This is a genomic window from uncultured Legionella sp. (assembly GCF_937871865.1).
Lineage (GTDB): Bacteria > Pseudomonadota > Gammaproteobacteria > Legionellales > Legionellaceae > Legionella.
The window spans coordinates 1-20254 of sequence record NZ_CALMPD010000069.1 but is presented as its reverse complement, the minus strand read 5'-3'; the positions used below and the strand labels follow the sequence as shown (position 1 = coordinate 20254).

The window sequence follows — 20254 nt, the reverse complement described above, 5'->3', positions numbered from 1 at the left end:
CATTTAACCCCATGCTCACTAAATTTAACTTGCACTCGGGTATGTGCTCCGTTTCCTTCAACAGCCAAAACAATACCTTGGCCAAATTTTGGATGCATCACATTTTTCCCCATAGGCATACCGGATTGTTCTGCAACCGATGGGATTTTATTAGGTCTGGTTGAAGCCGGCTGAAAACGTGCTTTAACACGAACTTCGTCTAATAATTGTTCGGGAAGTTCACGCAAAAATCGTGATGGTCTGTGATATTCTTCTCTACCATACTGCCTCCTGATTTCAGCATAAGAAAGCACTAGCTTGCGCATCGCTCGAGTCATTCCCACATAACACAAGCGACGCTCTTCTTCCAAACGCCCTGGCTCCTCAAGAGATTGTTTTCCAGGAAAGACCCCTTCTTCCATACCGACAAGAAAAACAACGGGAAACTCAAGCCCTTTCGCGGCATGAAGGGTCATTAAATGAACATAACGCTCATGTTCTTCGGCTTGTAATTCACCCGCTTCAAGTGATGCATGAGCAAGGAAGGCATTCACTAAGGGTAATTCATCCTCCTCCTCATTTTGTTCGTAGCGAAATTGCTTGGCCGCATTAATTAATTCCTGGAGGTTATCCAGGCGTGACTCGGATTTATCCCCTTTTATTTTACTAAAATGAGCATATAAGCCACTGGATTGAATCACCTCTGTTATTTGCTCATCCAACTCCATTTGTACCGTTTTTATTTGCAATTGCTCGATAAGATCGATAAAGCGTGCTAAGGCAGCTCCTGCTCGTTGCGCCATAGTTCCTGAGTCAAGCAACGCTTTGGCTGCATTCCATAAAGAACATTGCTCTGCTTTGGCATGATGCCGCAAATCATCTAATGTTTTTTCACCAATGCCCCGCGCAGGGAAATTGACCACTCGATCAAAAGCAGTATCATCATTGGTATTCACCAATAACCGAACATAAGCTAAAGTATCTTTGACTTCAGCTCTATCAAAAAATCGTACGCCGCCATAAATTCTATAAGCAATGCCAGCACGCAACAATGCTTCTTCCAAAACCCTGGACTGCGCATTTGAGCGATATAATATGGCGATTTCATCAGCACTACTTCCCTGATTAATTTCCATCATGATCCGCTCGCTAACAAATCGAGCTTCTTCCAGTTCATTAAAAGCACTGTAAACCACGATTTTTTCACCACTGTTTCCAGCAGTCCATAAATCCTTACCCATTCGCGAATTATTGTTAGTAATTAGTGCATTCGCTGCTTCAAGAATAGTAGCCGTTGAACGATAGTTCTGTTCCAGACGAATGATCTGCGCGTCTTTAAAATCTTTAGAAAATTGCTGAATGTTTTCTACCTTGGCTCCTCGCCAACCGTAAATGGATTGATCGTCATCTCCCACAGCCAGAACAGGAGTCTTCTCTCCTGCCAGCAATCGAATCCAGGCATATTGAATCGTATTAGTGTCTTGAAACTCATCAACCAATATTGCTTGAAATCGTTGGCGATAATGTGCAAGAATCTCTGGATTATCTCTTAATAACTCATGGGTTCGCAGCAATAATTCCGCAAAATCAATTACCCCAGCAGTCTTGCAAGCCTGTTCATAAGCAGCATAGATAGAAACCAGGGTTTTAGTGGGACCGTAACTTAGCGCATTCACATGTTGAGGTCTTATGCCTTCATCTTTCTTGCCATTAATAAAGGACTGCGCCTGTTTCACTGGCCATTGATCCGAATCAAGATTTAATGAGGCAATCACTCTTTTTATAACTCGCGCCTGATCATCAGAATCAAGAATATGAAATTGCTCTGGCAAATTTGCTTCTTTGAAATGGCGACGCAACAAACGGTGACATAAGCCATGGAATGTGCCAACCCAAAGCCCCATAACCGGATCAGTAAGCATACTGCTTAATCGATGTCTCATTTCCCCTGCCGCTTTATTGGTAAATGTAACTGCCAAAATAGCATGGGGAGATAGTCGTTCTTTTTCAATTAACCAGGCGATACGGCTTACCAGAACACGTGTTTTACCGCTTCCGGCTCCAGCTAAAACCAGCATATTAGTTAAGGGAGCGCTAACCGCTTCACATTGTCGTTCATTCAAGCCCTTAAGCAGCGCAGTCATAGTCATAAAATAAATCCAGCAGAATAAAATGCATGCATTATCTTCAATTTACCCCATAAAGACAAAGATATTCTAAAAGACGTTGAGAAATTCCAGATAATTCTGGTATTGCTATAAACCTATACAGGGAGCAGAATATTGTGGTTCTATAACACAATATAAGTATAATATATAAAAAATATATAAAGGACTAATATGCATTCGCTCTACCCAGCAATTAAACCCTATGCTCAGCATGAGTTAACCGTCAGTAAACTTCATGTACTGTATGTAGAAGAAACAGGGAATCCTGAAGGAATACCTGTTATTGTACTTCATCCAGGACCAGGAGCAGAAGCAGATCCTCATCTGCGTCGTTTTTTTGATCCACAACGTTATAGAATTATCCTGTTTGAACAACGCGGGTGTGGTCGCTCAACTCCTCATATTGAGATAAGTGAAAACAATACTCAATTATTAGTTGATGACATTGATGCAATCAGAGATTTCCTTGGTTTATCCGAATTCGTATTAAGCGGCGGTGGATGGGGTTCATTACTCGCCCTGCTGTACGCGCAAAAATACCCTCAGCAAATAAAAGCCCTGTTATTACATCAGGTATTTTTAGGCAGACAAAAAGATATTGATTGGTTTTATAAACAAGGAGCCAGTCTGGTATACCCAGATTATTGGCAAGAGTTCACAAGCCAGGTTCCTGAAGATATGCTGGGTAATATTCCTCAATATTATGCAAACTGTCTGCAAGGTTCTAACGATCTGATGCGTATGAGTGCAGCAAAAAATTGGGCACTATGGCAGGCTCGTTGCAGTAGTTTGCAACCCCATCTCTACGTTATAGATCAATACAGCGACCCGCATTTTGCCTTGGCCCTTGCCACGCTTGAATCTCATTACATCAATAATCATTATTTTATTGAAGAGAATCAGGTAATGGATAATGTACATAAAATCAGGCACATACCAACTTATATAATCCATGGCCGCTTTGATTTGGTTAGCCCATTGGATAGTGCCTGGGTTCTTCATCAAGCAATTCCTGCATCTAATCTTAGAATCGTCCGTGACGCAGGGCACTCAGACAGAGAGTCTGGCATTACTGATGCGATTATCTATGCAACAAAAGAAATTTCCAAACAGGAATTAGATGCATGTTAACCGTAATACAGCGCGTTACCGAGGCAAACGTTGTAGTAAATAACGAAATGGTAGGCTCAATCACTCAAGGATTACTTATTCTTTGTGGATTTGAGCCAAATGATACTGAACAGAATTTAACTCGCATGTTAAATAAATGCTTAAACTATCGTATTTTTAGCGATGAGCAGGGCAAAATGAATTTAAGCCTTAAAGACATTAATGGGGGCCTTTTATTAGTGCCTCAATTCACTTTAATGGCCGATACTCAAAAAGGACTCCGCCCCAGTTTTTCGAATGCGGCTTCCCCTGAGCTCGGAAGCCAACTATTCGAGCAACTATTAAGCCATTCTCATCAATTGCATCCTGATACCCAATGCGGAATTTTTGGCGCAGACATGCAAGTTCACCTGTGCAATGATGGTCCAGTTACCTTTTTAATGCAATTTTAAATCAGGAAATTTCTACTATGTCTACCTCTCGACAATGTTCACTGCCATTAAGTTAAGGATTTGGCCGTCATCCTGAGGTAGAAGCAAGTCGATGAAGCTACATATTCTATGGTGATAAACACCTCTTAATCCATTGCTTCTCTGACAATAGATATTCATCAACATCCGACAACTCATCGGTTCGATAAGCATAAAATATCAGACGTTGTGGCACGAATCTGAATCCACAATAAAATTCATTCATGGGAAGTTCTTTACCATGATAATGCTTCTCGATAGTTCTCTTTTTTTCCTCTAATTGCATTTTACTGCTTATCGGTTGGGAAGATGTCGCGGCATAACTATGAAATCTAATCTGCGCCTCACGAGGATAGGAAGACCAATAACGTTCGTTTTCTTCTGCTAATAAAGCGTTAACAGTTCCCTCAATAATTACTTCACGCTGTAATACCTCAAACCAAAAAGTCATTGCAGCTCTAGGATTAATCTGCAGCTCTACTACTTTTCGCGTACCCTTTTGAGTAAAAAACAACAAACCGTCTTCATTTATTTCACGAACAGCAACAACTCGAGCGTGTGGAATAGCATCACTCGTTGTCGTAGATAACACAGCTTGTTGAGGATTAATAACGCCGTGCTGACGTTCTTCTGATATCCAATTAATTAATTGGTTTATCGGTTTCATCATGATACTCAGTGTTCATCTCCCAATAAATTAACGCTAGAAAGGATGAAGTCAATTAATTTATAACAACCCTATTGAAATTCAGCCTCAAATTAAAATGAATGATTTTCTCTTTTCTACTTTTCCACTAAAAATGTATTATAATAAATCAAAAGGATTATTTTTGATTCCTAACATGAAGCCAATAAAACAAGTTATTCTTATCATACTTATTATTCTGCCCTGGAGGCTGGTTTTTGCCAATGATTACCCCTCAAAAGTCATTGCCATTATGCATCATTGCTATTCCAAAATCGAAGCACATGATCCGGATATGACAGCATTTCCTCGATGCGTTCAGACCACATTAAACACAATTCCCAATCCTCAAGATTACCAAGTCTATGTTCGCTCTGAAAAACCTGGTAAAGGGAATGGGGCAACTGTAAAAATTTTGATGGTGAATAAATCAGGCCACATGGTGTATTGTATTGCGGCTACCGAAATAAAATTCGTTGTGAAATCTTGTGCTAATTTAAAAAGACACCCTCTTAGCCCCAATGAAGAACTCACAATTGATGATATATTAAAAGAAAATGATTGATCAAAAATAAAATCATTCAAAACAAGAACTTAAGTGACTAAAAAACAACAGTGTAGTTTTTGTTTATTCCAAATGAATATTGCCGTACAATGCGAAACATATAAACACACACAAATCAAATTTTACCCACTTATTGCGTACGATTAAACCAACCTCCTTTTCAAAATTCAAAGAATTTTATTGGATACATTTATTTTACATAAGAGTGATTATGCCTAAGAATTTTATTTTTGTAGAAAAACATTATGGATACCTCATCCCTTTTCAACAAAACTCCTTAAAAGACTTGTTTGAACAAACAAATCACAAAATATTTGATGGTGCCTGCGCTGGAGTAGTTGCCGCATTATTAGAATGCTCCATTGTCCCGCTTAAAAATAATTTGCGATTCTTCGCACCAACAGCAAGGCACTTTTTCTTACCCTCAGCCTCTCGGTGCCTCAATTTACAAAATGAATACGAACAAAATGTTACTGATTATTTCACTATATTTATAAGGGATATATTAAAAATAAATGAAACAGGATTTGCTGACCAAGACGGATTCGGAGCAGATCCTCTTGAAATATTAAATAAGCTCTCTTTCAATAACGTCCATAAGAATGAACTAGTTTTAATGAATGCGATATATCACTTGGATTCAAAAGGAAAAGTTTATACTCTGGAACACAAATTGTGCCTGCTAAAGCTCAATAACAAATATATCTTTTGTGAACCTAATTATGGAATAGTTCTCTTTAACACTTTAGATCATATCAATGAATGGTTAATGGAAGAAATAGCTCTGGGTGCATTGGAACATTACGTGAAACCGGTAAAAACAAAAATGGTAATTTCTGATCATGTAATAAAGGAACAAGGAAAAAAAGAGGGAATATTAACCGTAAGCTCTGTGTTTTTTGAATACTATTCTTTCCCTATACATCAGGAACAACATGCTCCTGATGCGCCAAATTTTCAATCTCGTTTGTGAATCATGCTATATCAGGAAGCTCTGGCCAGGCAATTAACGTTGCCTGCAGAATAAGAGCATGATTATGCACGTCATCCTTGGCAGCATAGAATAAAATAATTGGAGAATATTCGGCTTGTTCCAGAATCCTCTCCACTACAGCTTTATTATGATGTAATTCGTCTACATAACGCCGCGAAAACTCTTCCCAGTGTGCCACTGGATCCTGATGAAACCATTGCCGTAATGCAGTCCCCGGTGCAATGTCTTTTAACCACAAATCAAAAGCTATACGGTCTTTCTTGAGGCCTCTAGGCCATAGTTTATCGACCAAAATCCAGAAACCTGTTTTAGAAGCAGGGGGATTATAAACACGACAAATAGAAATCTCTTTCATAAATCAACTCCTGTTTTCTGCCTATCAGCCAATAGCTTTATCAACTTCCTTGACAATAGCTTTATTCTGGTGCAGAGCCCAGGTTACCCCACCAATAACAAGACATGCACCAATAATTTGCATATGGGTCGGTGGAGCGCCATGAATAGAAGATAAAACCATAGCAACCAGTGGCATGAAATTATAAATCAGATTAGGTTCAGTTACCCCAATTCGCTCAATAGCCTGAGTCCAACACAGATAAGCGATCACTGTCGAACCAATAACAAGACCCAATAATGCCCATATTGGCGCCATTGACTGCGGAAAGCCAGGCATTGGATTTAATCCAATAGTTAAAGGTAACAAAAGAATTGCTCCAATAGACACGACAATAGTGATATTGATTAACGAAGGTATATGACTCGGTAACCAACGTCGTGAAGCAACAGTATAAAATGTAAAGCACAGGGCTGAAAGGACGGCAATAGAATCACCCCAGTTAAAATTAATCGCTGAAGTGCCGTCGAAACTGGAACCAAGTACAGCCAGCGTCGCGCCACAAACCGAAATAATAATGGCCAGGATCGTATGAATGCCAGGAACATGTTCACTGACGATACTCTCGGCAATTGCAGTAAACACTGGCGATAGTGCCATAATAACGGCAACATTAATTGGGGATGTGATACTTAAAGCAAAAAACAGACTCCCCTGAAAGCAGGTAATGCCTATAAAACCAAGTAAAAAATAATGCCACCAGTGTCCCTTGAAACCAGACCAGACAGTTTTTTTGATAAAAAGAATAAGTAATAAAAGGATAAGAGCACCAAAACCAAATCGTGCTGCTGTAGTTTCCAATGGAGATAGCCAGGTCATGGCTATTTTCCCCCAGATGTAGGCAGCTCCCCAAAAAAATACAGCGATACTAGCAAAAACACGTCCCATTCCCATTAAGAGGCTATCCTTAAATAAATGCATCTGTTTATATAGTTAATACCTGACGATATCATTTTAAAACTAATTGTATCAGTTATCTGACGCTCCTCTATTTTGCGCCAAAATCACGCTTACCGTTTCAACCTGTTGTTTAATTATGGCTTAAAACTATTTGCACTGTTTTGCACATCGTTTTCTGGTTTAATGTCCGGTTCACTATCTGGTTTGTTATGTAGCCCCCTGGCTGTCAACTGAATATGCACGTTCATTTGCTTTAGTGCCGATAGTTCCATTTTCTCATACGCATCAATGGCTGAAGTTTTTAAACCCAATACCCCAGGGGTAAGATGTTTCAGAGTAACTCGCTGAGGTTCTGCAAGAATTTTATATTCATCACTATTTTTTTCTCATCAAGCAGCTTGATCAGCTCTTTCGAAGAAGTACATCGTTCTATTTCATCTTTAAATTTTTGTAAAATTGCATATGAACATCTCCAGTTTTCCCTTGCAGATCAGGCTCATTCCCTTTGTACTTAACTTGATGAAAATGAGATCTACTTTTACCATCATGCCCGTACTCATAAGGTATTTCTAACGTTACTATTCTGGGAGGAACGATAGCCCTCTGATGAGGATTACTATAAAATTGTTCCAAAGTACAATGAAACAATTTCTGGAATAATTTATTCGCCTCTTTAACATCATAATTGTAATTCTCGCCACCTCCGGATGGATTAATAGATTTTAATTTATCCACTATCAAAGGTATTTTTTCAGGATGCTTTTCTAAAATTTCGTTATAATAAGATGCTAACACTGTCAGATCTGATTGTTCATTTGAAATTACAATTAAACTCGTTCTAGGATCAATTTGAGTACTATTTTTTTCTAATGAGAGATTAGCAAATCCACTATCCTGTTCTACCTTACCCCAGAGTCTCCCGCAGTATTTTTTAATTAAATAATCAAAAGCCTGGAAATCACAAACCGCATCGCCAACAGTTACAGTGACTCCCTTTAAACTCGGTTCATTGAGTGACACTGGCTTAGCAGCCCAGGACATATTAATTGCAGTAACTACTGTGTTGGTTAATCGATATATTGTTTCATTTCCTTCAATTTTTGCACGGAAGAAATCCCAGTTCCAGGAAGGAACACGACATCCAACCACTAAACCAATACTTTCTAATGCCTTATTAAACGCAGTATAAATCCGATTACTTCCCGCCCCTTTCATCCATGCTGCATTATTATTTTTATTTTGCTCACAAAAAGCCACATAATGTTTTTCTAAAGCAGCACCTATACGCCCATTTGGTTGAGGTGGAGAATAGACTAATTTATTATGGGCTGATAAAGTGTTTTTATCATAGTAGCTGGCATTTAATGCATCGGCCTGTTGTTCATCGGGAGCCCCGAAGGTTTGAGCATAAAAGGCATAATAATCATTAATTTGAGTATTGCTGTCAATTTGTAAATGGCGTCTGTCCTGATTGTTAATAATCGCTCTGTTTTTAATAATATCCGCGTTACTTCCCAAAGCTTCCAAGCCATTCATAAATTGCTTCTCGGAATTAGTTAAACGTCCCTTATTATAAAAATCCTCTACAGTGACACCTGAAAAATGCTTCCGGGTTGTTTCCATAAATTTAGCTTGCTTCTCTTTGTAAGAAGCGTTCTCATATCCATTCCCTGCTTTTTTCCAGTCAGGTACCAATAATACAGAAACAACAAACTCAGGAGGTTCACGACCCGCTGCAATTGCCGCATCAGTCATTTTTTTTTGCATACGTTCTATATTGTCTTTTTGATTTAATAGAGCATCTGAAAAACCTTCTGTTGTTTCAACACTAAATAAGCTAATTGTTACTCTGTCACGTTCACGTTTCTCATGCATTGCACTACCCCAGAAGAACACAAACAAACCAATATGTTCAATTATAGAATACCAAGCAAACAAATATCAATTTAGAACAAGAGATGTCTAAAGAATTGCTGTATCAAAGGTAGCCAGAAGCATGTAATCCAGGAAATCCCGCACAGCGAGTACCGTTAAAAATATGTCATGTTGCGCATGAGTCTTCCCGGATTTTGCTATGCAGCATCCGGGACGACTTTTTATTTCTGACAGCAATGAGATGAAGTGGGGAGTAATAACCGATTACCTTGCACGAAACAAAGCAATGATTATTTAAATCACTTTATTGATAGTAATTGCCACATCTTGTTGTGCAATGGATACCCTACGATTCATGCTGAGCAGATTTGGTCCAGCACTCATCGCTCCATTAAATAAAGCGGTATTGGTGGAATTGTCAAATTGATGCTTTGCTGTTTGGGTATACGTGTAACTAAAATTTATAAAATAGCTGGGATTGATATAGTAATTATAACCAACTTGTGCTGCACCACCCCACAAGGTTTTGTTAGTTTTAGCAGAATTAGAATATAGCGTGTCACTATTGGTGTTTGGTGCAGAATGGATGGATGAAACATACATCGTATTAGAAACAGCAAGCACTGCTGGTCCAATTCCCAGATAAACATATCCTTGTTTCAATTGTTGCCCTGCGTACAATAACACTCGAGCTTCATTAGTTACTTTGGTTTGCGCACTAAAATCTCTGATAACATCTGGACCAAATATATTGATGCTGGAAAAAGACGCATTAGGTATGTGTTGGCCGAGATTGCTGTTTTCATTCGTTGTTTTATAACCCGCATACAACCATTGACCAGCAAGACCCCATAACCAATCTGAATGAACAGGAGCCCAATAACCCAATTGTGCCATAGGAATTATTCGATTCTGAGCGGCATTATAATGATCAATAGCTCCATTGCCGGTATTGGTACGAAAAGTAGAATGATAGTCTTCTTCAGTCAAAGACCAGCCGCCCCCTACTCCCATATATAATCCGGGTGTAATCAGAGAGATAGCTCCTTGAGCACCAGCAAAAACAGGCGGTATAACATTCATTAAAACATTTGCCAGAGCAAGAGAAATTAATTTTTTCATTGATAATCCTTTAGGTGTATTGACCCTAGCCTCTCCATTTAAAACAATGGTGAAAGATAACCTGATTTATCGGATTTCATCAAGACAAGAGAAAAAATTAATCATGAAATAAACTTATGTAGGACCTTTATTTTGATTGCCTTCGTCCTCTAAAATTAACCCTGCATTGTGTTCTGACTGAGCCTGCGCCTCCATTAACATCGCCTTATAGGCAGAAGTAATACCTCCCTCCATTTTATCGACTATTTTTTCCTTTTCTGTTTGAAACAAAGTGCCAATCAGTGGTGTTTTAGCTAATAGAGATCTTATAGACTCAAGAAAACCTCCACTACTTGGGTATTTCTGGATAAGATCTTTTGAGGACTTAAAGTCATTTGCAAATTGCTCAATGGCTTGTGTTTTATTCGGGTTTTTTAAATCACTAATCAAAGCACTAACCACATTGATTTGCAGGCTATGCAACTCAGACTCGTCTATTATATTGATATTGTTTTTAATTTCTTCCAGAAAATGATCGCATTGTCTGCTTAGCTCCGTAATCAGAGCATTCCGGGCATTTTCTTCTAAAAGCTGTTTCACTGCCAGATCGCAATTAGAATTAGGTATCACTCTATCCAGTTTTTTAGTACCAAAGATTTCTCTGGTAGCTTGCTCGACTTCTTCAACAGTTAATTCCTGTTGAGCATTTAACTTATCCAGGAACATCTGAACATGCCTTGCAGTTATATTAATCCATTCGATTTCTGGCTGATAATCTCGATATTCAGCTTCAAATGATCGGATGCACAACTCATGAATAACATTTTGAGCCAAATTACGTTCATGCAAATAAATTTGTTTATCCAGTTGATCACAACTGGCCTGTAATGACTTTAATTTCTCATTACTGGAAAGTACCCTGGATACAATTTTTAAGGGATGAAAAGTATTTTTAGGGCTCAAATGCACTTGATTGGCATAGTCTTCAAGATCTTTTTTACTGTTGATGTCATAAGCTATTAAATTGACATTGCTCAGCTGCCTTACATCATTAACCTGCTTTAATTGATCATCAAACAACATACCAATAGCCCCAGAAGGATATTGCTCCAAAATCTGTTGCATTTTACCGCCTTTAAGGCCTGATGGAGCTCGTTCAATTTCTTTAACCACCACTCCATATTCTTTTAAATCATCAACAATGCTTTGTGTTGGTTTTGTACCCACATTAATAGCACTCAAAGCCCCTTCAATTTGTTGAGGACGCGCTGTTAATATAATAATGTCATAGCCTTCTTTCTGAGCCTGTTGAATGTAACTGATTAATGCCAATCTCACATTGCTTTGACTATTCCATAAACCATATGCTGGATTCTTATCTATTTTTTGCACCAGTGCAGTTCCATCAATATCGATAGCCAAAAATCCTTTGGGCGATTTGGGATGAGACATATCAGACACACACCATTTGGTCAGCATGACTTTATTATAGACAATCAAAAGGACTTCTGCTTTTAAATTTGATAAAATTATTTAAATAAAGAAAGTCAGGAAAAGCCCCATTAATTACTAGAAAAATCAAGAGAATAGATGTGCTCAGAAGCAAAGGAATTATTTACAAAAACTCGTCGTTCAATAGAACATCTTAATTGCTCTGTGTTAATAAAATAAAAACTATTTTTTCCATCTCTGGTTCGTGAACAAAATAAAGATCCTGCGTGCAACAAAGCACAGTGTGTATTTTGTTTTTTTCTAATTAATTTTAAATTGGAATAATGAAGATGACCGGTACAAACAATATGAATGGGGCTAATTTTTAAATAATCCAGGAACTCCTCAGCATTGCTTAATGGATGATGCATTCCTGAAAAATATTTAAGATTATGATGAAAAAACAGGATGTTTAATTGCCTTGAATCAGCAGAAAAATGGTTCTTTATCCTGTTTAATGTTTTATTACTTAATGTTCCGTCTTTAAGTTTGTATGGAGTCGCGCTGTTCACTCCCAGAATATTTACTTCGGCATCGTTATAACTGGCTCCCAATTCGGGAGAAACATACTCTTTAAACCGCTTAAAGGGATGAAGAAAACGTACAAAAGGATTATCCAGCGGAATGTCATGATTACCCGGAACAATCAGCAAAGGAGCAATTAATTGCTGTAAAAATGCGGATAATTGCTGATATTGTTCCTTCCGCGCTCGCTGAGTAAGATCTCCTGAAATAATAATAAGTTCAGGCTTTAATAAAACAAGCTCCTCCAGAAACGGGTCAATCAATGCAGGCTTATGCATGCCAAAATGCAAATCAGATATATGAATTATTCGCATGATGGGCTCGTTAATAAAATTAAAGCTCCAGGTATGCTTTCATAATACAAAGGCGATTTAACTTGAGTAGTTTCGCCATCCAAGGAAATAGTTATTTCCTTTTCATGATTAAAATGGATTTCAATCGGATACTCTGACTGATTGATTTCAAAAAGATTTTTACTGCTTAGCAAGCGTTTTATGAGCTTAATAATACGAATTTTCCCCTGTTTAAAATAATATAGGCCGAGTAATGCTTTGTGAAAGCTTTCTCTTTTAATCGTTGCTGGAAATTCATATGAATAGACATTATTGCTTATCATCAAAAAGGAAGTATACAAAGAAAGATTCAAATTTTTGCTTTTGATAGTGAGGAAAAACGAGGGATGTTTTTTAAGGCTCTCAATAAAACCCGGAATATAGCTTAACCATTTATTGTAGTACTTGCTGTACTGATCACGTTTGTCCGCGAATTGAGGGTAAAAGCCTATAGATGAATTATTAATAAAAACAAGATCATTGACTTTCGCCAGGTCAATTGTAGTTGTATGTGAGGCTTTCAAGCTAGCAACCAGTTCTTTAACACTAAGAGGCAGACACATTTCTTTAGCAAAATGGTTTAAAGTCCCTAAGGGAAGCACGCCTAAAATAACTGCCGTGTGTACACAATAATGTGCTGCGGTGCGTATTGTTCCGTCACCACCACCAATTAAAATAATAGGATAATCCTTGACGCTTTTTTGTATCGTATCAGCTAATTGTTCGGGTGTTGTATCATAGAGGTCATAAGAAATATCTGCATCCTTCAATCCCTCCAAATAACTAATCGCTTCAGAGTGATTTCTCGCCTTAGTATTTAGAATAACTGCAATATGCCGCATCAGTTAACCTTTTATCCTTAAAGAAACGAGCGATTTATTGAACGCTTTTGTGTTAATTATAGAGCAAAAAAAATATTATTCTGATGGTCAAACACAAAAGATCAGTATAAAAACAAGATGACATCAATAGTTTTACCAGAATTATGTAAGATGCCACCCTCACTACATCTCGTTGAGACCCGCACTAATAGATCGGTAAGAAGCCCAGATTCCTTTACCAAATGCCACATTTACAACATAGGACTGGAGCCATAATCGGCAGATAAAGACTCAAACCATTCATTCCCGTTTTTATCTATTGATAATTCAAGCGATTTCTTATAGTTAGGGTTGTTTGCAAGAACCTTAAACTGGTGTAACATCATTCCAAGTATATAAATAATTAGAAAAAATATGCGCTTAACTGTCACATGTGCAACTATGGTTGGTTCTTTGGTATTAACAGGATGTGTTCACAAAGGAACTAATCCCATAGATCCATATGAATCATTTAACCGCAAAGTTCATAACTTTAATATGGCGATTGACGCGACCCTGTTAAAACCGCCAGCAAAGCTCTACGTTACCGTTGTCCCTGCCGTGGTTCGCAAGGGAGTAAATAATGCCTTTAATAACCTTGATATGTTACCCACGATAGCAAATGATATTCTGCAGGCAAAAGGTAAATGGGCGATAAGAGATACCTGGCGCTTTACTATCAACTCAACGCTTGGTGTAGCCGGTATATTCGATGTTGCAAGCAAATTTGGTTTGCCTCCACATTATAATGACTTGGGGCTTACTTTTGCTAAATGGGGTGACAAAAATTCTCCATACCTGGTCATTCCATTTATTGGTCCCAGCACGATTAGAGATGGCACCGGGTGGCTGTTCCAATTCGCGCTGTGGAGTCCCTATGTCTATATGGATAACGACGCTCTAGCCTTTGGATTAATTGGTTTGCGATATCTAGATCTCCGCTCACAACTCTTTGAAACCGAACGTCTTATGAATGAGGCATTAGATAAATACTCATTTATCAGAGACGCCTATTTACAGCATAGAAATTATCTCATCACCGGCGCAGAGCAAGACAATGGCTCTCTTTATGCGGAAGACGTTCAGCCAGATCAAAACGCTGCAGCGAATGACTATGTAGATGAGTAAGCTCATAAAGCTGGGCTGCATTTCATTTAGCCCAGCCTACCATAAAACCAATGCGTAGAGGCTGGCGCTGAGCGTGCGAAGCTCAGCAATACAAAAACACTCGTAACAATTAAATGAGGTTCAATCTATTGGTCTTTAACACCTTTTAGTCGAATCCTCTCCAGACCCAACAGAAAATCACCGGCAATATCCAAACCAGTCTCATCTGAAATCTCTCTAAGACAGGTTGGACTGGTTACATTTATTTCAGTCAAATAGTCACCAATGACATCAATACCCACAAAATACAAACCTTTAGCTTTTAACGTAGGAGCAATTTGTTTACAAAGCCATCGATCTCTTTCAGTGATAGGCACAACCTCACCTCTGGCACCAGCAGCCAAATTACCCCGTAATTCACCCTCCGCAGGAATCCGCGCCAATGCAAAGGGCACTGGTTCTCCATTAACTATAAGTATACGTTTATCACCTGTCCCAACTATTTCAGGGATATAACGTTGGGCCATAATATTAATGCTCTGCCCTTTTGTTAATACTTCCAGGATAACCGATAAATTTCGTCCATGCTCATCAACATGAAAGACTGAACTGCCCCCCATCCCTTCTAATGGCTTAAAAATTACATTTTTATGTTTTTTCCAAAATGATTTTAATCGATTGATATCCTTGGAAACCAATGTGGTAGGGCAACACTGAGGAAAATTCAAAGTAAAAAATTTCTCATTGGCATCACGTAAACTTTGTGGCTTATTAGCCACCAACACCCCATCACGCTCTGCAAGTTCAAGAGCATAAGTAGAATAAATATACTCCATATCAAATGGAGGATCTTTACGCATCAATATAATATCAAAATCACTTAATGGCTTTTCACCCAAATCTTTGGTTTCTGCCCACGAGGCACTATGCACATCACCAATACTGATGTCATGAACATGTGCATAGGAGCTTCCTTCACTACAAAATAAATCTTCTTGTGTAAAATAAACACATGACCAGCCTAAAGCTTTAGCTCTGGAAATCATTGCAACAGTTGTATCTTTATATGGTTTTAACCGATGTAATGGATCCATTAAAACTGCAAGCTTCATTATTATTCTCCAATAGCCCTAATTTCTCGTGCGGCAGCCAGAGCCGCTAGACGTGCAATCACTCCATAAACATAAAAACGGTTAGGACAATCTACTACTTCCAGTTCATCACAAGGCATATTACAGGCTTGAGCAAAAGCAAGGGGTTCAAAATGCATTCCAGGTGCATTTAAATTTTCATCAATACCTCGTCCTTGATGAACCCGATAAAAACCGCCAACAACAAATTGTCCAATCATATAAACAACAGGTTCAGCTACTGAACCATCAGGCATGGTTTCAAAGGTATATACCCCTTCCTGAATCATTACTCTATCTACTTTCTTACTGCCCTTGCTGCTCGACATTTTGGTGCGTTGCTTCCTATTGAGCTGACGAATTTCATCTGCATCGTGAACCATCATCACACTCATACCATAAGTGCCATTATCTGCTTTAACGACAACAAAAGGTTTATCATTAATACCATACGAAGCATATTTATCTGCAATCAATCCCAGAATTTTATCCACTTCCTGAGCTAATTGCTCCACTCCTTCCTGAGCCATAAAATCAACCCCATCCATAGCACTGAAATAAGGATTAATATGCCAGGAATCAATATCAACAAGCTCCGCAAACTCTTTCGCAACTTCATCAAAAAAATGAAAATGACTGGATTTTAATCGGGTAGACCAACCTAATTTAGCAGTGGGTTTTATCTGTTGTTCGAGTCCCTGTAACATTTCAGGCACTCCAGAAGATAAATCATTATTTAACATCAGAAAACAAGGATTAAAATCGTCCAGACCAACTCTATCACCCTGCCTTCTCAAGGGTTCTATTAATAAACTATCTCCGTTTTCAAGTACGACCTCTGTTGGGTTCGTCACCTCAGGATCTAAACTACCAATACGTACAATAAATCCGGCTTTAATAAAAATAGTGCGTAACACATTTAAACTCTGTAGATAAAATTTATTACGGGTGTGGCTCTCAGGCAAAAGCAAAATTTTCGTACAGTCAGGAATATACTCACCCAACACCGATTGAGCAGCCTGAATGCATAAAGGCAGAAAATCTGGATTCAGATTATTAAATCCAGCAGGGAATAAGTTAGTATCAACCGGAGCAATTTTAAATCCGGCATGACGTAAATCTACAGAAGAGGTTAAAGAGGCCGGAGTTTCCTTCCATTTTTGCCTGAACCAGGCTTCAATCACCGCAACATGATTTAAAATGACTTTCTCAACATGATATAAGGGTCCCGAATGAGCGGTAGTCAAATGTGGTACTGGTAGTTCGTCAACGTTCATACTTGCTCTCTGAGTAAAGGGAATGACCTGATGTTACCTAGGTTGATGATAAAATGAAAGATCAGCTATCCTTGCGCCAAGTGATTTTTGTAATTAATCCAGATATAAATATAGATGAATAAATTTATTTTTGGAAAATATCAAAATAATATGGAAAAATCCCTGATAACGAATCCCCAAAACGTCACTAATTTTTATAGTGAATTTTCATCTCGAATGGCATAATCTCATCAATACAATTACCGTGATATCTATCAGAGATGATGCATCAAGTAAAAATTTTAAAGTCCGTTTTGCTGCTTATTTTATTAGGTTTTATTTGGGGTTCAGGCTATTCATTAGCTAAATTTGCCATGACTAACGGAGTACCTCCTTTAGGTTATGCCTTTTGGCAATCATTAGGACCTGCCTTATTCTTAAGTGGAGTATGCATGGCAACAACCAATAAAATAAAATTTAGAGCCCATCATTGGTCCTATTTTTTAGTCTGCGGACTTATTGGAATTGCAATACCTAACACCAATATGTATTTTATAGCCAATCATATTCCTGCCGGTTTGTTAGCAGTATTGGTTAACACCGTACCTTTGCTTGTTTACCCTTTAGCTTTAATAACCAGACAAGAAAAAATTGATGGATGGAGATTACTAGCCTTAATGCTGGGTATGGCAGGAATATTATTAATAGTTGGTATAAACACTTCTGGCTTATTTTCCAGATGGACATTGTTCGCATTAATTAGTCCACTAGCATTCGCTTTATGCTCAATATATATTGGCAAAAAGCAACTCGCTGATATAAATGCATTACAAGCAGCAACAGGAATGCTTCTGGCAGCCACCCTGTTATTAACTCCCCTGGTTATTCAACAAAATGCGTTTTATTCGCTTACAGGTCCCTTTACACTTGTAAAACAAGTCATTGTTTTAGAAATTATCCTATCCAGTCTGGGTTATCTACTCTTTTTTATTTTAATACGAATGGCAGGCCCGGTGTTTTATAGCCTGACAGGCGGGGCCGTTGCATTGACAGGATTATTTTGGGGATACCTAATCTTTGATGAAACCCCTACATCGATACAGAGCATAGCCGTTGTTTTAGTAATTTCAGCTATTTTTCTGTTATCATGGAGGCAATCAAGACAAATTCAAGGAACCTGATTCATGCTTGGTGAACTGGCTAATCAATTCAGCGCTCAAATTCAAACTTTTTTTTACCTGATTGCTTTAATTAATGGACTATTAAATGTCATCTTCGCGGGCGCTGTTGCTCGTGATGCAGGCAATATGAATAGGCTAGGACAAAAAACCGTTTTAGTATCAGCAGCCACCTGGGCATTTGCGACCTTAATTGGTGGAGTGATTACTGCAACTATTTACTGGATATTACATCATTCAACTTTAACCAGACCTTCAATAAGAGAAACTCGATATGACAAAGCATAATATAAAGACTATTGATGTTCATGAATTAAAAATCCAAATGGAAGCTAAATCTGATTTATGTTTAATTGACGTTCGTGAACTTGAAGAATGGCAAGATATCCGAATCCCTGCGGCGCATCATATTCCTAAAGATGAAATTTCCGTTCGAATTAAAGAAACCATGGATGATAAATCCCAGGCAGTATATTTACATTGTCGAAGCGGTGTTCGTTCCTTATATGCTGCACAATGTTTAATGGATATAGGATATGAGAACGTGTATTCCGTTGACGGTGGCATTATGGAATGGGCGATGTATGGATACCCTGTAGAACAATAATAAGTAGGCCATTTGAGAAAATAGTGTACTTATTTAGAAGCAGTTACCTCCCGATGTGCCATGGTTTATCACGATATTAATTGAGCCCGCGCCAAAGCGCGGGCGTAGGATTCCACATGAAGCATCAACGGAACCTAGTATTATGAGTTTATTGTGGCCGTGTTCCATGAGCACTGTCATCTTGAGCCGTCAATTTAGTGGCTTTTTGTTCTTGAGCAGGAGTCGAAGAAGTACTGCCACCGAAGAACCACCAAGAAGACGATGAAGGTTGTAACTGCCGTTCTTTCTCCTGTGCTTTTTTAGCCAAAGCCAGTGAGTTAGCAAGATTTTTAGTATCTAATGTATCGATATACTCTTTGACGGAAAAACCTTCGATTACAAATTTAGGTTGAGATAAATAACCTCTCCTAACGTCCCCCTCATTATATAAATTGTCTTTTAAACATTTAATCAAACTGGGATACATATCGTGTAGATCAGTTTCCGCTGGCTCATTCCCTTTTTTCAATTCAAGTGAGGCTGCCAATATTAGTTTAAAACGGCTCCGATCAGAACTAAGCAACCAGTAGGAATCGTCAATCTCTTCATGAATACAGAACGCTAATGTATTTAATATTCGGGCTTTTTCTACTTTTTCTTCATTGGTATTGGATGGATAAGCATCCAAAATATTAATTGTAGTTAATATAAATTGCGCTTGAATTCTTCTGGCCGGAGAACAACATTTAGCTGATTCAAACAGTTTGTCAGGGCTAGTATCCTTTTTTTCATCAAAACTCTTAATCTCAGTTTTTATACATTCAATTAAAGCATTCTTTAATTTATCATACTCTACCAAGTTAAATGCCATCTTGTTTCTCCTTAAACTCCATTAACAGGAAAAGTGAATTTTTTCACCGAAAATCAGTTTAAACTAATTCGTGGTGTTCGTCATGTGTTTTCTTTTTACTAACTTATTAAATTTCAAACGATTGATTTTTATGAAAAAAATAAAGAAGCCCCCATTTATTTATTGCTTTTGATCTCTTGAATGAGGTAATTTATCCGCGAATTTACCTTTATGCGTAGTTGTTAAAATGATGAAATTTGTTTGCAGGATCTTATTCATTATCGGTGCCCTTATTGGGAATGTACACGGAGCTCAACCTAAACTGGTTCTTCAAATTGTAATAGATCAATTAAGAGGCGATTTAATACACCAACATCAACAACAATTCGGCCCATCTGGTTTTAATTACATGCTAAAGCATGGCATTAATTATCATAATGCTCATCATCCTCATGCAAACACAACTACCTGTGCAGGCCATGCCACTATAGCAACCGGAAGCTACCCTTCTTTACATGGCGTAGTCGATAATGAATGGTATGACAGAGCAACAAAAAAATTAATATATTGTATGGAAGATTTAAACGCCCGTATTTTACCGACGCCTCATTCAAAAACGCCAATCCCCGGGCGCTCTCCTAACAATTTGAATGGTTCTACAATTAGCGATGAAATCAAACTGTCCAATAAAGGCAAAG

The 20254-nt window shown here is 38.2% G+C and carries 22 protein-coding genes; 9 read left to right on the top strand and 13 right to left on the bottom strand.

Features of this window, described 5'->3' with window-relative positions; genetic code table 11:
- A partial coding sequence (gene uvrD, locus Q0495_RS04035; RefSeq protein ID WP_298623372.1) for a DNA helicase II occupies nt 1-2129 on the bottom strand: 2129 nt, incomplete at its 3' end.
- A 189-nt stretch (nt 2130-2318) separates the two neighbouring features.
- Between uvrD and pip the strand changes: the two genes are divergently transcribed.
- Entirely contained in the window at nt 2319-3278 is a 960-nt protein-coding gene (pip, locus tag Q0495_RS04030; protein WP_298623370.1) for a prolyl aminopeptidase, read from the top strand.
- Nucleotides 3272-3709, top strand: a complete 438-nt coding sequence (dtd, locus tag Q0495_RS04025; protein WP_298623367.1) for a D-aminoacyl-tRNA deacylase — start codon at nt 3272-3274, stop codon at nt 3707-3709. Before pip ends, dtd begins: the two co-directional genes overlap by 7 nt.
- 106 nt (nt 3710-3815) lie before the next feature.
- Here the strand turns inward: dtd and Q0495_RS04020 are convergent, their stop codons facing one another.
- A complete protein-coding gene (locus Q0495_RS04020; RefSeq protein WP_298623364.1) occupies nt 3816-4397 on the bottom strand; it encodes a pyridoxal 5'-phosphate synthase in 582 nt (193 codons plus the stop codon).
- Between the two features lie 160 nt (nt 4398-4557).
- On the opposite strand from Q0495_RS04020, the gene Q0495_RS04015 reads away from it, so the two are divergent.
- Nucleotides 4558-4977, top strand: a complete 420-nt coding sequence (locus Q0495_RS04015) for a hypothetical protein (protein WP_298623361.1) — start codon at nt 4558-4560, stop codon at nt 4975-4977.
- Nucleotides 4978-5188: 211 nt separating this feature from the next.
- Nucleotides 5189-5950, top strand: a complete 762-nt coding sequence (locus Q0495_RS04010; protein WP_298623359.1) for a hypothetical protein — start codon at nt 5189-5191, stop codon at nt 5948-5950.
- Nucleotide 5951: 1 nt separating this feature from the next.
- Here Q0495_RS04010 and Q0495_RS04005 read toward each other — a convergent pair whose 3' ends face one another.
- From Q0495_RS04005 to Q0495_RS03970, 8 genes are all read right to left on the bottom strand, one after another.
- A complete protein-coding gene (locus Q0495_RS04005; RefSeq protein ID WP_298623357.1) occupies nt 5952-6326 on the bottom strand; it encodes a DUF488 domain-containing protein in 375 nt (124 codons plus the stop codon).
- 24 nt (nt 6327-6350) lie between these two features.
- Nucleotides 6351-7259, bottom strand: a complete 909-nt coding sequence (locus Q0495_RS04000; protein WP_298623355.1) for a DMT family transporter — start codon at nt 7257-7259, stop codon at nt 6351-6353.
- Between the two features lie 140 nt (nt 7260-7399).
- Nucleotides 7400-7576 carry a hypothetical protein gene (locus tag Q0495_RS03995; protein WP_298623353.1) on the bottom strand — a complete coding sequence of 59 codons (177 nt, stop codon included), beginning with the start codon at nt 7574-7576 and terminating at the stop codon, nt 7400-7402.
- 118 nt (nt 7577-7694) lie between these two features.
- Nucleotides 7695-9140, bottom strand: coding sequence for a hypothetical protein (locus Q0495_RS03990; protein WP_298623351.1), 1446 nt, complete (start codon nt 9138-9140; stop codon nt 7695-7697).
- Between the two features lie 294 nt (nt 9141-9434).
- A complete protein-coding gene (locus Q0495_RS03985; RefSeq protein WP_298623349.1) occupies nt 9435-10262 on the bottom strand; it encodes a hypothetical protein in 828 nt (275 codons plus the stop codon).
- Nucleotides 10263-10376: 114 nt separating this feature from the next.
- Nucleotides 10377-11741 (bottom strand): hypothetical protein, encoded by a 1365-nt coding sequence (locus tag Q0495_RS03980; protein WP_298623347.1) that lies wholly within the window; start codon nt 11739-11741, stop codon nt 10377-10379.
- 62 nt (nt 11742-11803) lie between these two features.
- Nucleotides 11804-12571, bottom strand: coding sequence for a metallophosphoesterase (locus Q0495_RS03975; protein ID WP_298623345.1), 768 nt, complete (start codon nt 12569-12571; stop codon nt 11804-11806).
- Nucleotides 12562-13431: a diacylglycerol kinase family protein gene (locus Q0495_RS03970; RefSeq protein ID WP_298623344.1), complete on the bottom strand. Its 870-nt coding sequence runs from the start codon at nt 13429-13431 to the stop codon at nt 12562-12564. Before Q0495_RS03970 ends, Q0495_RS03975 begins: the two co-directional genes overlap by 10 nt.
- Nucleotides 13432-13824: 393 nt before the next feature.
- On the opposite strand from Q0495_RS03970, the gene Q0495_RS03965 reads away from it, so the two are divergent.
- Entirely contained in the window at nt 13825-14577 is a 753-nt protein-coding gene (locus tag Q0495_RS03965) for a VacJ family lipoprotein (RefSeq protein WP_298623343.1), read from the top strand.
- 125 nt (nt 14578-14702) lie between these two features.
- On the opposite strand, the gene gshB is transcribed toward Q0495_RS03965, so the two are convergent.
- Nucleotides 14703-15668, bottom strand: coding sequence for a glutathione synthase (gene gshB / locus Q0495_RS03960; protein ID WP_298623341.1), 966 nt, complete (start codon nt 15666-15668; stop codon nt 14703-14705).
- A gap of 2 nt (nt 15669-15670) precedes the next feature.
- On the bottom strand, nt 15671-16963 hold the full coding sequence (gene gshA / locus Q0495_RS03955; protein ID WP_298623339.1) for a glutamate--cysteine ligase: 1293 nt from the start codon (nt 16961-16963) through the stop codon (nt 15671-15673).
- Nucleotides 16964-17223: 260 nt separating this feature from the next.
- Between gshA and Q0495_RS03950 the strand changes: the two genes are divergently transcribed.
- Genes Q0495_RS03950 through Q0495_RS03940 form a run of 3 tightly spaced genes read left to right on the top strand, consistent with a single transcriptional unit; the run spans nt 17224 to nt 18727 of the window.
- Nucleotides 17224-18123 carry a DMT family transporter gene (locus Q0495_RS03950; protein WP_298623337.1) on the top strand — a complete coding sequence of 300 codons (900 nt, stop codon included), beginning with the start codon at nt 17224-17226 and terminating at the stop codon, nt 18121-18123.
- Nucleotides 18124-18126: 3 nt separating this feature from the next.
- Nucleotides 18127-18408 carry a hypothetical protein gene (locus Q0495_RS03945; protein ID WP_298623335.1) on the top strand — a complete coding sequence of 94 codons (282 nt, stop codon included), beginning with the start codon at nt 18127-18129 and terminating at the stop codon, nt 18406-18408.
- Nucleotides 18395-18727: a rhodanese-like domain-containing protein gene (locus tag Q0495_RS03940; RefSeq protein WP_298623333.1), complete on the top strand. Its 333-nt coding sequence runs from the start codon at nt 18395-18397 to the stop codon at nt 18725-18727. The genes Q0495_RS03945 and Q0495_RS03940 overlap by 14 nt, the downstream gene beginning before the upstream one ends.
- A gap of 148 nt (nt 18728-18875) precedes the next feature.
- Here the strand turns inward: Q0495_RS03940 and Q0495_RS03935 are convergent, their stop codons facing one another.
- Nucleotides 18876-19577, bottom strand: coding sequence for a hypothetical protein (locus Q0495_RS03935; protein ID WP_298623331.1), 702 nt, complete (start codon nt 19575-19577; stop codon nt 18876-18878).
- A gap of 226 nt (nt 19578-19803) precedes the next feature.
- On the opposite strand from Q0495_RS03935, the gene Q0495_RS03930 reads away from it, so the two are divergent.
- Nucleotides 19804-20254 (top strand): alkaline phosphatase family protein (locus Q0495_RS03930; RefSeq protein ID WP_298623329.1); only part of this gene is annotated, 451 nt, incomplete at its 3' end.

Bases quoted from the DNA above. Each gene is read 5' to 3' on its own strand.
- pip (WP_298623370.1), top strand. From the start codon at position 2,319: ATGCATTCGCTCTACCCAGCAATTAAACCCTATGCTCAGCATGAGTTA.
- dtd (WP_298623367.1), top strand. From the start codon at position 3,272: ATGTTAACCGTAATACAGCGCGTTACCGAGGCAAACGTTGTAGTAAAT.
- Q0495_RS04020 (WP_298623364.1), bottom strand. From the start codon at position 4,397: ATGATGAAACCGATAAACCAATTAATTAATTGGATATCAGAAGAACGT.
- Q0495_RS04010 (WP_298623359.1), top strand. From the start codon at position 5,189: ATGCCTAAGAATTTTATTTTTGTAGAAAAACATTATGGATACCTCATC.
- Q0495_RS04005 (WP_298623357.1), bottom strand. From the start codon at position 6,326: ATGAAAGAGATTTCTATTTGTCGTGTTTATAATCCCCCTGCTTCTAAA.
- Q0495_RS04000 (WP_298623355.1), bottom strand. From the start codon at position 7,259: ATGGGAATGGGACGTGTTTTTGCTAGTATCGCTGTATTTTTTTGGGGA.
- Q0495_RS03990 (WP_298623351.1), bottom strand. From the start codon at position 9,140: ATGCATGAGAAACGTGAACGTGACAGAGTAACAATTAGCTTATTTAGT.
- Q0495_RS03985 (WP_298623349.1), bottom strand. From the start codon at position 10,262: ATGAAAAAATTAATTTCTCTTGCTCTGGCAAATGTTTTAATGAATGTT.
- Q0495_RS03975 (WP_298623345.1), bottom strand. From the start codon at position 12,571: ATGCGAATAATTCATATATCTGATTTGCATTTTGGCATGCATAAGCCT.
- Q0495_RS03970 (WP_298623344.1), bottom strand. From the start codon at position 13,431: ATGCGGCATATTGCAGTTATTCTAAATACTAAGGCGAGAAATCACTCT.
- Q0495_RS03965 (WP_298623343.1), top strand. From the start codon at position 13,825: ATGCGCTTAACTGTCACATGTGCAACTATGGTTGGTTCTTTGGTATTA.
- gshB (WP_298623341.1), bottom strand. From the start codon at position 15,668: ATGAAGCTTGCAGTTTTAATGGATCCATTACATCGGTTAAAACCATAT.
- gshA (WP_298623339.1), bottom strand. From the start codon at position 16,963: ATGAACGTTGACGAACTACCAGTACCACATTTGACTACCGCTCATTCG.
- Q0495_RS03950 (WP_298623337.1), top strand. From the start codon at position 17,224: ATGATGCATCAAGTAAAAATTTTAAAGTCCGTTTTGCTGCTTATTTTA.
- Q0495_RS03945 (WP_298623335.1), top strand. From the start codon at position 18,127: ATGCTTGGTGAACTGGCTAATCAATTCAGCGCTCAAATTCAAACTTTT.
- Q0495_RS03940 (WP_298623333.1), top strand. From the start codon at position 18,395: ATGACAAAGCATAATATAAAGACTATTGATGTTCATGAATTAAAAATC.
- Q0495_RS03935 (WP_298623331.1), bottom strand. From the start codon at position 19,577: ATGGCATTTAACTTGGTAGAGTATGATAAATTAAAGAATGCTTTAATT.